This is a genomic window from Pedobacter cryoconitis (genome assembly GCF_014207135.1).
Taxonomy (GTDB): Bacteria; Bacteroidota; Bacteroidia; order Sphingobacteriales; family Sphingobacteriaceae; genus Pedobacter; species Pedobacter cryoconitis_D.
In genome coordinates this window covers 371252-385468 of record NZ_JACHCC010000005.1, presented here as the reverse complement: position 1 = coordinate 385468, position 14217 = coordinate 371252, and the positions used below count along the sequence as shown (strand labels likewise).

Genomic DNA, 14217 nt, shown 5'->3' with positions numbered 1-14217 from the left:
TTTACAGGTTTTTGGCTTCATTCCAGTACACGTCCATTTCTGCTAAGGTCATATCCTGAAGGGCCCTTCCATTATCTTTTGCTTTACTTTCTAAGTATTGGAAGCGTTTAATGAACTTTCTGTTTGTTTTTTCCAGGGCATTTTCCGGATTAATCCCGATAAACCGGGCGTAATTGACCAGAGAGAAAATCAGGTCCCCGAATTCAGATTCTGCTTTATCAATATCAATTGCCGTATTATCGATGACATTGTATTCATCTTTGAACTCCTGAAGTTCTTCTTCCACTTTTTCCCAGACCTGAGTTTTGTTCTCCCAGTCAAAACCAATTCCCCTGGCTTTTTCCTGAATCCTGCTGGCTTTAACAAGAGCCGGAAGCGAGGCTGGAACACCACCCAGTACTGATTTGTTACCTTCTTTAAGCTTGATTTGCTCCCAGTTGCGTTTGACATCATTCTCATCCTGTACTTCTACATCGCCATAAATATGAGGATGACGGTTGATTAGTTTATCACAAACACTGTTCAGGACATCCACAATCGTGAAGTCATTCGTTTCTGAAGCTATTCTTGCATAGAAAACAAGATGCATCATCACATCTCCCAGTTCCTTTTTGACTTCAGACAGGTCACCATCCAGAATTGCATCGGATAGTTCATAGGTTTCTTCTATAGTCAGGTGACGCAAAGTTTCCATGGTTTGTTTTTTGTCCCATGGGCACTCTGTTCTCAGGGTGTCTAATACAGTTAACAATCTTAAGAAAGCTGAAGAAGGATCGGCTGCGGTTAACGGGGCGATGTGATTGGCCATAACAGGAGATATTTGAATTGAAAGGTGCTAAAATACCAAACCCATTCTATTTAAAAGAATGGGTTTGGCAGATGTGTATGAAATTTTGTTGATTATTCTGGTTCTTCCAGTTTTATCTTTTTGGTAATACGATACGTCTTTCGCTTGCGGTTAGGTTTTTCCTGTTCACCCAATAGTATACCCCAGGGTTTTAATTCGTCGATACGGTCAAATATAATTTTAAGGATGGCCAGATACGGGATACATAAAAACATACCCGATATCCCCCAGATCATTTCCCCGACAACGATTCCGATGAAGGCAAATAATGCATTGATTTTTACCTTTGAACCGACTACCAGTGGCATCAGGATATTACCATCCAGCGTATGTACAGCTACAAAGGTGATGATGACAAACAAAACTTTTGTAGCACCTGCCGTCGCAAATGTAATCAGGATGCTGATTAATAAGGATGAAAAAATACCGATATAGGGGACCAGATTGAAAATACCGGTGATCAGCCCGAGTAATACAGCGTATTTTATGCCAAGGATGGAAAGTATAACTATCATTAATGTGGTAACAATCAGCACCTGAAGAAACAAGCCTAAAATATATCGTTTAATTATGTACTGAATTTGCTCCACAATTTGTTTCACTTTTTCTGCATGTTCTTCTTTGAAAACAGTAATCAGGAAGGTAAAAAGGATACGGCGATAATTTAAAATAAAGAAGGTAAAGAGTAAAAGAAAAGCCAGGAACAAAAGAGTTGATGACAATGTGGTTAGGGTTGCACCCAGTACAGTGGCGCTTGAAGACAATGCACTTTCAGCTCCATTCTTTATGTAGTCAATTTGTTTATGTGCGTTTACATTGAAAGTGTGGGAAACCCAAAGTTGCAGATCCTCGAAAGAATGTACTGCCTGTTGTTTTAATAAGGGCCAGTCCTGTCCAAGGTTGCTGAGTTGGCTTGCCAGGAAATAGATAATACCTGAGATTGCAGCTATCATTAGCACCACTGAAACAATAGAGGCCAGACTTCTTTTAAATCTCCATTTAGTTTCCAGGAAGTTAGCCAGTGGCAACAGCAGCAAAGCCAATAAAAATGAGGCTAATAGCGGAGCTAAAAGACTATGACCTAAAATTGCCAGGTAACCCAGGCATATAATAGAAAACAAGACCAACGCAAGTTTGGCATAAAATGGAGGAGAGGTAGATTTCATAGCAGGTGAATTTATAATAATGTCCTGCTAAAAACAAATGCCCTGCCAATTATTTTGGCAGGGCATTATAATATTGTTAAGAGCTGATTATGACCAGGCACTTGCCTCGTCCAGAATGGATATATCTTCAGTGCTTAGTTTTAAAGTAGCTGCTTTTGTCAGGTTTTTCAGTTGATCCAGACTGGTTACACTTGCAATAGGTGAGGTTACAGATGGCCTGGCAATTAACCATGCGATGGCTACACTTGCCAGGGAGGCATTGTATTGTTCTGAAACTTCATCCAGTGCTTTTAAAATCTTAAACCCTCTGGGGTTCATGAACTCTTTTACCGCACCACCCCGCTGACTTTTGCCAAGGTCGGCTTCAGAGCGATATTTCCCTGTCAGAAATCCGCTGGCTAAAGCATAGTAATTGATAACGCCGATCTGGTGATCCATACAAATATGTTCCATCTCTTTTTCAAAACCTTCTCTTTTGTATAAATTATACTCCGGCTGGTAACTCTGATATTTGGGCAGGCTCAATCTTTCGCTGGTTTCCAGGGATTCTTTAAACCTCTCCGGGCTAAAATTCGAAGCGCCTATCCAGCGTACTTTTCCTGCTCTGATCAATTCATCATAAGCTTCCAGAGTCTCCTGTACAGGAGTCTCAAGGTCATCATAGTGCGATTGGTAAAGATCTATATAATCTGTTTTCAATCTTAACAGTGAGGCATCTACTGCGCTCAGGATATATTTTTTGTTGAGAAACTTCTTTCCGCTTAAACCCATATCGCTGCCTACTTTAGTAGCCAGGATAATGTCGTTGCGGTTGTTGCGTGCTTTTATCCAGTTTCCAATAATTGTTTCAGATTCACCACCTTTATTTTCCGGTACCCATCTTGAATAGACATCGGCAGTATCGATGAAATTAAATCCCGCAGCTATAAATCCATCCAGAATTTCAAAGGATTTCTTCTCATCTAATGTCCATCCAAAAACATTTCCCCCAAAAGTTACCGGCGAAACCAGTAAGTCTGTATTACCTAATTTTCTTTTTTCCATTTGTCTTTTTCCAATTTAGGAATTCTCCGATAACAGAACTCCATATTCTCAATGAAACAAATCTATAAGGCATAAGTTCAAACTTAGTCCGGATTTTGTAAATTAAACTTCTTGTACTGTAAGTTTAATTGCGCGCAGCATTTCTCTTTTTCCAGGGGCACCCGGAAGTTTCTCTACTTTCATCCCGAAACTCTTTAGAGCCCGTTTTAATTTACCTGTAATCGCATAGGTCACAAAGATCCCGTTAGGTTTTAAGAATGAACATACGTGACAAATGATTTCATCTGTCCACATTTCAGGCTGATGCTGGATTGAAAAAGCATCAAAATAGACAAGATCAAACAGCTTTTCAGATTTAAAGGCATCCAGGGTAGTATGCGCTATGGTTAATTCCTGATTGGCATTTAGCTGAGTGGCTGAGCATAAGGCATCAGCATAGACATTCATCAGGTTGTTCCAGATAGGAGCAGGAACATACTGGTTATATTGTGTAGAGATCAGCTCTTCTTTAGTCAGCGGATAAGCTTCTATTCCTGTGTAATTTAATGAAAGGCCCTTTTCGTCCGCATAAGCAGAAGTAAGCAGGAAATTCAGGCCCGTACCAAAGCCGATCTCCAGTATTGAAATTGGTTGTCCCGGGAAACTGAGCTCGGCCTGTTTCAGGCCAGCGTCAATAAATACATGTTTACTTTCCTGTAATGCACCATGTTTGGAGTGATAATGTTCGCCAATGGTTTCATTATATAAAGTGTTCGAGCCGTCTGCTGTTTGGGTGATAATATTCATTTCTGCAAATTTACCTGAATTACTTAATTTAGCACCAAATTATTATAATGGATATTGAAATGTTCAGAGAAACTGTTCTCAGCTTTCCAGGCACTACCGAAGAAATTAAATGGGAGGATAACCTTTGTTTCATGATCGAAAAAAAGATCTTTGTGATGTATTCACTAAGCTCCGGAAGTCTGGCCCTTAAAATAAATCCCGAAGAGTTTGAAGAGCTCATCGCAAGAGATGGAATCCGGCAGGCCTATCACCTGGCCAGGGGACAATGGATTGGAGTCAGCAGTTTTGACGTGATGCCGGTATCCGAGTTAAAAAAGAGAATCGCTGAATCCAGGGCACTGGTATTAAGTAAGCTACCCAAAAAAACACAAGCACAATACATTTAAAATACCCTATATGATCAAAAAAGTTTACCTGATTATTATTGTCTCAATATTTTCAAGTACTATAACATTTGCACAAGGAAGCCTTGATATCCATTTTAACGGAATGGGCTTTATGGATAACCGGGAATACAAAGATTATGTTTCCAGATCCAATACTTACTCAGGAACCAGATTAGCCCTTGACCTTGGTCTTAACCTGGACAGTAACAATCACTTTATTGTAGGGGTAAACGGAATACATGAATTTGGTGCCAAACCCTATTTTCTGAAAGTAGATCCTGTTGCCTATTACAGCTATACGAGCAAAAACTGGTTGTTTAATATTGGTGCATTTTCACGTGAGGGATTAATCAGTGATTATCCCCGGGCCCTGTTAAATGATACTTTACGTTATTACCGCCCAAATATCGAAGGGATGCTGGTTAAATACCAGAACGACCATTTTTCGGAAACACTATGGATTGATTGGGTGAGCAGACAGACCACTACAGATCGGGAACAGTTTTTATTTGGTTTTTCCGGTAAATACAGACCTGTTTTAAGCGGGCCGTTTTATGTGTCCCATTATTTTATGCTGTTGCATAATGCTTATACTTCTGTGGAACGCCCGGGTGATCATATACAGGACAATGGTGGTCTCCAGGTCAGACTAGGGTTAGACTTCAGTCATAAAACAGTGCTGGATTCATTAACTATCGAAGCAGGCGCAATGGCCTCTATTGAAAGAATACGTGATGTAACTGACCTGAAAACACCCAAAGGGTTTATTGCAAGTGCTTATCTTGGGTATCGCCGTTTTGCGTTGTACGACGAATTCTATAAAGGCCAGGGTTCTCATATCGTTTATGGAGATCAGTTTTATGAGAATAAGACCTACAACCGTCTTGATCTGATCTTCACCCCATTGATCTTCAAAAATATTAAAGGATCATTTATCCTTAGTCTGCATAATGACCCCAGGAACATGAGTAGTCAGCAGGCCTTCAGATTGACTTATGATCTTGGCCGGAAAGTTTTAGCCAGGTTCAAGCCTTAACAGGACATAAAAAAACAGGCATGCTAATTATAGCATGCCTGTTTTTTTATGATCTCAGTAGAACGGATTACCAAAGGCGGATCCTGTCTTCTGGTGCTTTGTATAATTTATCTCCTGGTTTCACATCAAATGCTTTATACCAGGCATCCATATTTACCGGCGCACCGATAGTTCTGTATTGTCCCGGAGAATGCGGATCAGTTTTAATTAACTGTGCAGCACTTTCAGCTAAGATATTACCTCTCCAGACCTGTGCCCATGAAAGGAAGAAACGCTGATCAGGAGTAAAGCCATCGATTTTTTCTTCTGACTGCCCTTGTTTAGTCATTTTAAATGCAGTGTAAGCAGCATTTAAGCCTCCAAGGTCACCAATGTTTTCACCCATGGTCAGTTTACCGTTCACATGAATGGTATCGAGTACTGCATACGAATCAAATTGTTCGCCCAGTGCCTTTGTTTTCGCTTCAAATTTAGTACGGTCTACGTCAGTCCACCAGTTACGCAGGTTACCATCTTTATCATACTGGCTTCCGCTGTCATCAAAACCGTGAGACATCTCATGACCGATTACCGCACCGATACCACCATAATTAACAGCGTCATCAGCATTTGCAGCAAAGAAAGGGAACTGTAAAATCCCGGCAGGGAATACAATCTCATTCATCGTAGGACTGTAATAAGCATTTACTGTTGGAGGTGTCATACCGAAACGGGTACGATCTACCGGTTTACCCAGATGGCTTATCATTTCCTGATATCCCCAGGTGCCTACATTTCTAAGGTTCTGGAAATAAGTTTTACGGTCAATGTTCAGACCTTCATAATTTTTCCATTTGTCAGGGTAACCGATTTTCGGAACAAAAGCATTTAGCTTAGCCAGAGCTTTTTCTTTAGTGGCATCGCTCATCCATTCTAATCCCTTAATTCTGATTTCAAATGCTGTACGCAGGTTTTTGATCATCTCTGTCATACGGGCTTTAGCTTCCGGCTTAAAATATCTCGCTACGTAAAGCTGGCCTAGTAATTCACCGATAGCACCATCAGTTGCAGACGACATACGCTGCCATCTTGGTGTCTGTACTTTTTGTCCGGTCTGAACCTGGGTGAATGCAAAATGAGCTTTAACAAAAGGAGAACTTAAGTCGGAAGCTGAATTTTTAAGTACATTCCATTCCAGGTAAACTTTCCAGTCTGCTACAGAAACACTTGTCAGCATATTATTCAGGCTCACAAAGAATTTAGGTGTACGTACCAGAATGGTATCCTGTCCTTGTACCAATAACTTAGGTAAAGTAGTAGTCCAGTTAATGTTTGGTGTAGATTTATTCAAATCAGCAACCGTGAATTTATTATACGTTTTATAAGGATCACGCATTTCAAGGCGGGTCATCTGCGCTTCGGCCAGTTGTTTTTCAATAGCCAGTACAGTATTTGCTTTTTGTTTAGCTTCAGTAGCAGAGCTGCCGGTCAGCGTAAACAAAGTAGTCATATAATTCAGATAAGCCTCGCGGATTTTTAAAACCCTGCTGTCATCTTTCAGATAATAATCGCGGTCAGGTAAAGTTGTTCCGCCCTGGCTAAGCTGCGTCAGATATTTGTTTACATTTTTTTTATCCTGATCTACATAAAAGCCATACATCGGAGAACCTAGTCCTGAAGTCCGCATGGTAACCACCTCATCCAATACACCTTGTATATCTTTGATTTTACTGATCCTGGATAAATCTGCTTTAATAGGCGTATAACCCAGTTTTTCAATAGTTATACTATCCATAGCGGCAGCATAGAAATCGCCTACACGTTTCTTTACCGATCCTGCGGGTGCAGAGCGGTCCGCAGCGGCATCTTCCACTACAGTTTTAACGGCATTAATATTGAAATCTCTCAGTTCATTGAAACTTCCCCATCTTGTTTCCTTGGCAGGTACAGGGTTGTTTTTGATCCAGTTTCCACTGGCATATTCGTAAAAATCATTTCCAGGTTTTACGGAAAGATCCATATTGGCAGGATCAATAAATTTTTGAGGTACTTTTTGTGCATAGGAAGAATAGCTTGCTGCTACTATTCCCAGAACTGCAAAATAACTTTTCAGGTGTTTTGTATTCATTTTTTTATTTAATAAGCTTTGTCTTCCTGTATGCCGGTTTAAACCGGGGTTCTGGGGAAGGCAGAATGTGCGCTCAAAATAATGAATCGGCTAAACAAAAACCCTGTCTAATAGGATCAGCAGGTATTTGCAGTTTGTGATTTGCGGATAAATGGCTCGTACAGAGTATGTAACCGCCTAATGCCAGGAAAGGTGTAATGAAAATATTACTTGTTGAACCAGTAATAGAGTTTGGTTAAACCCAGTTTCTTGATGATTAATCCAGGAAGAAGAAATACTTTGATCGCTTTCATAATACACTATTAACATATTTTAACATTTATTATTGTGTGGATGCGAAAAATTATATTACGAAGGAATTTCCAAATTCCGTGAATATTCACCCCTATACGCCATAATTGCTATATTTGGCCATCAAATTTAAATCAATGAAGAAACTAGTTTTATTCCTCCTGTTGCTTTCTGCTACAGTAATTGTCCATGGCCAGCAGAAGAATCTGAGTATGCTTGATGCGATGGCTAATGTACGTACTACACTGGCACCGCAAAGCTTAAGAGGTTTACAATTCCTTTATGGAAAAGAAGATTATGTCTACATCAAACCCCTGAATAATGAAATGGCCTGGTTTACAGGAAATGCAGGAAAGAAGGAAGATCAGCTTTTCCTGACCCTGAAACAGCTTAATCAGAAATTACGTGTTGCACAGCAGGATACACTGGCTGCAATGCCAGCTATTCAGTTTAACAAAGGGAAAGAATGGATTTTTGCTGTCAATGGAAAGCAATTGGCATACAACCCTTCAGCGAACACCTTTACGACTTTGATGGACCGTTCACTGGCAGGTAAGGACAAGGCCGAGCGAAGCGTGGCAGGATACACTGCTTATCTTGAAAATTACAACTTGTTTGTGAACGATGGTCAAACAGCAAAACAGGTGACTAATGACGGAACTGCTAATGTCGTTTATGCCTCTTCAGTACACCGGGATGAATTCGGGATCTCTAAAGGAACTTTCTGGAGTAATAATGGGAAACAACTTGCTTTTTATCGTATGGACCAAAGTATGGTAGCAGATTACCCAATCATTGACTGGACCAGCCGCCCTGCTAAAAATATCAATATTAAATATCCGATGGCCGGAGATAAAAGCCATGAAGTAACTGTAGGTGTGTACAATGCCCAGACACAAAATGTAGTTTATCTGAAGACCGGAGAGCCGGCAGAGCAATACCTGACTAATATCGCCTGGAGCCCTGATGATAAATATGTTTATATCGCTGTTTTAAACCGTGGACAAAACCATATGGAGTTAAAGCAGTTTGATGCACAGACCGGTAATTATATCAAAACACTTTTCGAGGAAAGAGATGCTAAATATGTAGAACCACTGGTTCCTGTAAAGTTCCTGAAAAATGATCCGCAGCAATTTATATGGCAGAGTAACCGCGATGGCTGGAACCATTTGTATTTATACAGTGCAAACGGTAAACTGATTAAACAATTAACCAAAGGTAACTGGGAAGTACTCGAAGTGAAGGGTTTTGATACCAGCGGTGATAACCTGTTTTATGTATCGACAGAAGAATCGCCTATTACCAGGAACCTGTATGTTTTAAATATCAGATCTGGTAAATCAAAGAGAATTACCACAGGTACTGCTGTACATAATACAGAAGTCAGTTCTTCGGGAAATACAGTCCTGGATCGTTTCAGCACCACAAAAAATCCAGGTACTATTGATCTGGTTGAGGTGAAAACAGGTCAGAGAAAACAACTGCTGCAAGCTGCTGATCCATTAAAAAACTATGCTTTAGGTGAATCTTCTATTTTCACCATCAAAGGGAAAAGCGGTGATGACCTGTATTGCAATCTGTTTAAACCAACTCACCTGGACAGTACTAAAAAACATCCGGTTATAGTTTATTGGTACGGTGGTTCACATGCACAGCTGATTTTGGATCAATGGAATGGCGGGGCCGGAAATTACTGGTTCCAGTATCTTGCTGAACAGGGATTTGTCGTGTTGGTGATGGATACCAGGGGAAGTGATAACCGTGGAAAAGCGTTCGAACAATCTATGTTCAGAAAAGTCGGAGATGTACAGATGGAAGATATGATGACTGCGGTTGATTACCTGAAACGTTTACCTTATACAGATGAGAAAAATATGGGGCTTTTTGGCTGGAGTTTCGGTGGTTTTAATACTGTAGACTTTATGCTGAACCACCCTGATGTCTTCAAAGCAGCAGTGGCAGGCGGAGCAGTCACAAACTGGAATTTTTATGAGGTGATGTATACAGAACGTTATATGGATACCCCGCAGGAAAATCCCGAAGGTTATGCTGCTACAAACCTGACTAATCAGATCCAGAAGCTGAAAGGTAAATTGTTGCTGATTCACGGATTACAGGATAATGTTGTCCTTCAGCAGAACACAGTTGAACTGGTAAAGAAAGCAGTGGATAACAATATACAGGTTGATTATATGATCTATCCTGGTCACGAACACAATGTTTTGGGTAAAGACAGAACACATCTTTATCAGAAAGTAACAGATTATTTTATGCAAAATCTTAAATAGTATAATGGTAGTATTGAAATTTTTTACGGAGCGGTTAAAGTTAAGATTAGTGGAAATGGCAGATCTGGAGGCAATTCATGTACTTCATCATCTTGCTGAAACAGATCAGTACAATACTTTAGGTATTCCTAAAGATCTGGAAGAGACAAATATTATAGTGGATGGCTGGATCCTGGATCATCAGAAAAAGACGATTAAGAATTATACTTTCGCTGTAGAGCTGGAAAAAGGAGGTTTTATCGGATTGGTTTCGCTTAAATTGTCCTCTTCTAAATTCAACAGTGCCGAAATCTGGTATAAGATTAATGTCGATTTCTGGAATAAGGGGTATGCGACCGAAGCGATCCGGGCAGTGATCCGGTTTGGGTTTGACCGGCTGAAATTACATCGTATTGAAGCAGGCTGTGCAGTTGAAAACCTGGCTTCTATCCGTGTACTGGAAAAAGCTGGGATGACCCAGGAAGGCAGAAAACGCCAGATCCTGCCTTTGGTAACCGGCTGGATGGACAGTTTTGAGTATGCCATTCTGGATGAAGAATGGAAAGCCTAAATATTTTCCCCCAAAAACCTTATTTTTGCATTTTAATCAGCACCCTATAAATGAGCATTTCTACTAAATACGATCCCGCCGAAACCGAAGATAAATGGTACAGCTACTGGCTGTCAAAAAAGTTTTTTCACTCTGAACCTGATGAACGTGAGCCTTACACGATTGTAATCCCTCCACCAAATGTCACCGGTGTATTACACATGGGCCACATGTTAAACAATACCATTCAGGATGTCATGATTCGCCGTGCCCGTATGCAAGGTAAAAATGCCTGCTGGGTTCCGGGTACTGACCATGCTTCTATTGCTACAGAAGCAAAGGTGGTAGCCATGCTGAAGGAAAGAGGAATCAGTAAAAAAGATCTGACCAGAGATGAGTTTATGGCTTATGCCTGGGAATGGAAAGAAAAATACGGAGGTATTATTCTGGACCAGCTGAAAAAACTAGGCGCAAGCTGCGACTGGGACAGGACACGTTTTACTATGGAAGATGATCTTTCTGAATCCGTAATAGACTGTTTTATCGATCTGTATAAAAAAGGTAAGATTTACCGTGGTGTACGCATGGTCAACTGGGACCCGGCAGGTAAAACAGCTGTTTCTGACGAAGAGGTAATCCGTAAGGAAGTGAATCAGAAGTTATATTACATCAAGTATTCAATTGCGCCTGCTATTGGTGAGGAGACTGAGTACCTGACTATTGCAACTACACGTCCTGAAACCATTATGGCTGATGCAGCAATCTGCGTTAACCCTAATGATGAAAGATATACACATCTGAAAGGTAAAAAAGTATTTGTTCCCCTGATTAACCGTGAGATTCCGGTTATCCAGGATGAATACGTAACGATGGAATTTGGTACCGGCTGTCTGAAAGTAACACCTGCACATGATCTGAACGATTATGAACTGGGTGTGAAACATAAACTTCCGGTTATTGATATATTAAATGACGATGGTACTTTAAACGAACTGGCCGTGATCCTGGTTGGAGAAGATCGTTTTGCTGCCCGTAAAAAAATTGCGGTCCTGCTTGATGAGGCTGGACACCTGGAAAAAGTAGAAGACTACAAATCACAGGTAGGATTTTCAGAACGTACAGATGCTGCTATTGAACCTAAACTTTCTTTACAGTGGTTCTGTAAAATGGATGAAATGGCCAAGCCTGCGTTAGAAGATGTACTTAACGGTGATGTTAAGCTCATTCCGGAGAAATTCGTGAATACTTACCGTCACTGGATGGAGAACGTAAGAGACTGGAATATCAGCCGTCAGTTATGGTGGGGACAACGTATTCCGGCCTGGTTTGATGATAAAGGGGACTGGGTAGTTGCTAAAACAAAAGAAGATGCTTTAGACGAGTTTCTGAAGCTGAAAGATATTGACGGTAAATTTACTCAGGAAGAGGCTCATGGATTTAAACATCAGCTGGCTGCTTTTATCAGACAGGATGACGATGTACTGGATACCTGGTTCTCTTCATGGTTATGGCCGATGTCAGTATTCAATGGTTTAAAAGATCCTGGAAATAAAGATATCAACTATTATTATCCGACAAATGACCTGGTAACTGCACCTGAGATTTTATTCTTCTGGGTAGCCCGTATGATTATGGCAGGACATGAGTTTATGGGCAAAAAGCCATTTACAAACGTTTACCTGACTGGTATTGTACGCGATAAATTAGGCCGTAAAATGTCTAAATCATTAGGTAATTCACCTGATCCGATCGGTCTGATCGAAAAATATGGCGCCGACGGGGTAAGGGTAGGTCTGTTATTATGTTCACCTGCCGGTAACGACCTGATGTTCGATGAGAGCTATTGTGAACAGGGAAGAAACTTCGCTAATAAAATATGGAACGCCTTCCGTCTGGTTAAAGGATGGGAAGTGGACGAAAGTTTAGCGAATCCTAATGAGCAGGCTATCTTATGGTTTGAAAACCGTTTCAATGAGGCATTAGCTGAAATTGAAGACAATTATAAACAATACCGCTTATCTGAGGCTTTAATGTCTACTTATAAACTGGTTTGGGATGATTTCTGTGCCTGGTACCTGGAAATGGTAAAACCTGTATATCAGCATCCGATAGATCCTGTCTCCTTGAAAGCCACCATCGGTTTCTTCGAGAAAATATTAAGCCTGTTACACCCTTTCATGCCTTTCATTACAGAAGAGTTGTGGCATGATGAGATCTTTGGTGAAAAAGGCGAAATGGATTGTATTATCGTAGCTCCTTATCCGGTAGTTGGTTCAGCTGACCTTCCTTTATTAAAAGATGTAGAGATCGTCAAAGGAATTGTTGCTGAAGTACGGAGTATCCGTAATACCAAACAAATTTCTCCTAAAGAAGCCCTGCCATTAAGTATCAGGGTTAATTCAGGGCTGGCTTACGACAAGTGGTTAACCATTATTTCTAAACTGGCGAATATCAGCGAAGTTGATTTTGTCAGTGATAAAGTAAGTGGAGCTTCAGCCTTCATGGTTGGAAATGATGAATTTTTTGTCCAGCTGAATGAAACGATTGATGTCGATGCAGAACGGGAGAGATTAAACGGAGAGCTGGTTTATTTACAGGGTTTCCTGAAATCTGTAGATGCAAAACTGAGTAACGAAAGATTTGTGCAGAATGCCAAACCTGAGATTATCCAGAATGAACGCAATAAAAAAGCTGATGCCGAGGCTAAGATGAAGATCATCGAAGAGTCTCTGCAAAGTTTGTAAGCTTAATTAATAAGTTAATGCCGGATCCGGGCTGTGTTCTTTTAAAGAGAACAGGTCTGAATCCGGCATTTGTTTTTTGTCCACATAGGATAGAATCCGGAGCCTGTTTAGTATTTTTATTAGAAATCTCTGATTCAGGTTTATGGTTGAAATATTTCAGAATATCCGTAGAATATATGTTTTCAGTAAACCATGTGGAGAACTGGCTGATTACATTGAATTTTTTTCAGAATCAATCACAGATACATCCACCTATGATTTAAAAGCTGAATTCTCGTCAGTAAAAATGTTTCCAAGCTGGACACCTACTTTTTATATCAATCTGGGTACGCCTTATTATATCGATTTAAAGAATACCAGATATAAGATCGGGAGTGACGATGATATTTTGATATTACGTAATGAAGATGTAACCAGACACAAACTTCCTGCAGATAATATATTCACCGTTAAGTTCTATCCCGGAGGCCTGGAGGCTATTTTAGGTTTAAATCAGGCTGGATTGATTAACCAGATCATTAATCTCAGTCATATCCTGCCAGCAGAATTACTGGTGAAGATAAAACAACCGGTCAGTTTTGAAGAGCGGGTAGAATTGATGCAATCGTTTCTTTTGACGGCTTATTTTAAAAATCATCAACAGGATCATTACCTTCGGATGGTTAATGATTGTATTGGTGAATATCATGCTACAGCGATGCAATTAAATACTTCAGCTGTTGCCGAAAGGTTATTTATCACCTCCAAAACTATTAATCGCTATTTTAACAGGGTGATAGGTATTTCCCCAAAAAGCTATTTTTCAATTCTCAGGGCGCGAACAGCTTTAACGGCGTTTGTCAATCATAAAGACGAATTTGTTCCTTTGGATTATGGGTATTATGATTTGAGCCACTTTCATAAAGATGTGATTAAGTTCACAGGACAAAAATTAATGAGGAGCAAATAGTAATTGTCCGTTTTTTACTTTTTCAGGATAACCGCAAACCT

11 protein-coding genes are annotated in these 14217 nt (G+C 40.3%); 6 read left to right on the top strand and 5 right to left on the bottom strand.

From position 1 onward, the window contains the following. Window position 1 precedes the first annotated feature (1 nt). The 4 genes from mazG to mnmD form a co-directional block, all read right to left on the bottom strand. A complete protein-coding gene (gene mazG, locus HDF25_RS11415; RefSeq protein ID WP_184624886.1) occupies window positions 2-808 on the bottom strand; it encodes a nucleoside triphosphate pyrophosphohydrolase in 807 nt (268 codons plus the stop codon). 92 nt (window positions 809-900) lie between these two features. Beyond that, window positions 901-2013: an AI-2E family transporter gene (locus HDF25_RS11410; protein ID WP_184624885.1), complete on the bottom strand. Its 1113-nt coding sequence runs from the start codon at window positions 2011-2013 to the stop codon at window positions 901-903. Between the two features lie 87 nt (window positions 2014-2100). Beyond that, window positions 2101-3057: an aldo/keto reductase gene (locus HDF25_RS11405; protein WP_184624884.1), complete on the bottom strand. Its 957-nt coding sequence runs from the start codon at window positions 3055-3057 to the stop codon at window positions 2101-2103. A 102-nt stretch (window positions 3058-3159) separates the two neighbouring features. Further along, window positions 3160-3843, bottom strand: a complete 684-nt coding sequence (gene mnmD, locus HDF25_RS11400) for a tRNA (5-methylaminomethyl-2-thiouridine)(34)-methyltransferase MnmD (protein WP_184624883.1) — start codon at window positions 3841-3843, stop codon at window positions 3160-3162. Between the two features lie 47 nt (window positions 3844-3890). Here mnmD and HDF25_RS11395 point away from each other — a divergent pair, with 47 nt between their 5' ends. Next, on the top strand, window positions 3891-4229 hold the full coding sequence (locus tag HDF25_RS11395) for an MmcQ/YjbR family DNA-binding protein (RefSeq protein ID WP_184624882.1): 339 nt from the start codon (window positions 3891-3893) through the stop codon (window positions 4227-4229). 10 nt (window positions 4230-4239) lie between these two features. Then, a complete protein-coding gene (locus tag HDF25_RS11390) occupies window positions 4240-5265 on the top strand; it encodes a hypothetical protein (RefSeq protein ID WP_184624881.1) in 1026 nt (341 codons plus the stop codon). A 67-nt stretch (window positions 5266-5332) separates the two neighbouring features. Here HDF25_RS11390 and HDF25_RS11385 read toward each other — a convergent pair whose 3' ends face one another. Beyond that, entirely contained in the window at window positions 5333-7372 is a 2040-nt protein-coding gene (locus HDF25_RS11385; protein WP_184624880.1) for a M13 family metallopeptidase, read from the bottom strand. A 428-nt stretch (window positions 7373-7800) separates the two neighbouring features. Between HDF25_RS11385 and HDF25_RS11380 the strand changes: the two genes are divergently transcribed. The 4 genes from HDF25_RS11380 (at window position 7801) to HDF25_RS11365 (ending at window position 14176) form a co-directional block, all read left to right on the top strand. After that, complete coding sequence (locus HDF25_RS11380; protein WP_184624879.1) at window positions 7801-9954, top strand: S9 family peptidase; 2154 nt, start codon at window positions 7801-7803, stop codon at window positions 9952-9954. Between the two features lie 4 nt (window positions 9955-9958). Next, window positions 9959-10504, top strand: a complete 546-nt coding sequence (locus tag HDF25_RS11375; RefSeq protein ID WP_184624878.1) for a GNAT family N-acetyltransferase — start codon at window positions 9959-9961, stop codon at window positions 10502-10504. 50 nt (window positions 10505-10554) lie between these two features. Then, complete coding sequence (locus tag HDF25_RS11370) at window positions 10555-13227, top strand: valine--tRNA ligase (protein WP_184624877.1); 2673 nt, start codon at window positions 10555-10557, stop codon at window positions 13225-13227. Window positions 13228-13369: 142 nt separating this feature from the next. Beyond that, entirely contained in the window at window positions 13370-14176 is an 807-nt protein-coding gene (locus tag HDF25_RS11365) for an AraC family transcriptional regulator (protein ID WP_184624876.1), read from the top strand. Window positions 14177-14217: the final 41 nt, after the last annotated feature.

Bases quoted from the DNA above. Each gene is read 5' to 3' on its own strand.
- HDF25_RS11370 (WP_184624877.1), top strand. From the start codon at position 10,555: ATGAGCATTTCTACTAAATACGATCCCGCCGAAACCGAAGATAAATGG.
- HDF25_RS11380 (WP_184624879.1), top strand. From the start codon at position 7,801: ATGAAGAAACTAGTTTTATTCCTCCTGTTGCTTTCTGCTACAGTAATT.
- mnmD (WP_184624883.1), bottom strand. From the start codon at position 3,843: ATGAATATTATCACCCAAACAGCAGACGGCTCGAACACTTTATATAAT.
- HDF25_RS11375 (WP_184624878.1), top strand. From the start codon at position 9,959: ATGGTAGTATTGAAATTTTTTACGGAGCGGTTAAAGTTAAGATTAGTG.
- HDF25_RS11390 (WP_184624881.1), top strand. From the start codon at position 4,240: ATGATCAAAAAAGTTTACCTGATTATTATTGTCTCAATATTTTCAAGT.
- HDF25_RS11405 (WP_184624884.1), bottom strand. From the start codon at position 3,057: ATGGAAAAAAGAAAATTAGGTAATACAGACTTACTGGTTTCGCCGGTA.
- HDF25_RS11395 (WP_184624882.1), top strand. From the start codon at position 3,891: ATGGATATTGAAATGTTCAGAGAAACTGTTCTCAGCTTTCCAGGCACT.
- HDF25_RS11385 (WP_184624880.1), bottom strand. From the start codon at position 7,372: ATGAATACAAAACACCTGAAAAGTTATTTTGCAGTTCTGGGAATAGTA.
- mazG (WP_184624886.1), bottom strand. From the start codon at position 808: ATGGCCAATCACATCGCCCCGTTAACCGCAGCCGATCCTTCTTCAGCT.
- HDF25_RS11410 (WP_184624885.1), bottom strand. From the start codon at position 2,013: ATGAAATCTACCTCTCCTCCATTTTATGCCAAACTTGCGTTGGTCTTG.
- HDF25_RS11365 (WP_184624876.1), top strand. From the start codon at position 13,370: ATGGTTGAAATATTTCAGAATATCCGTAGAATATATGTTTTCAGTAAA.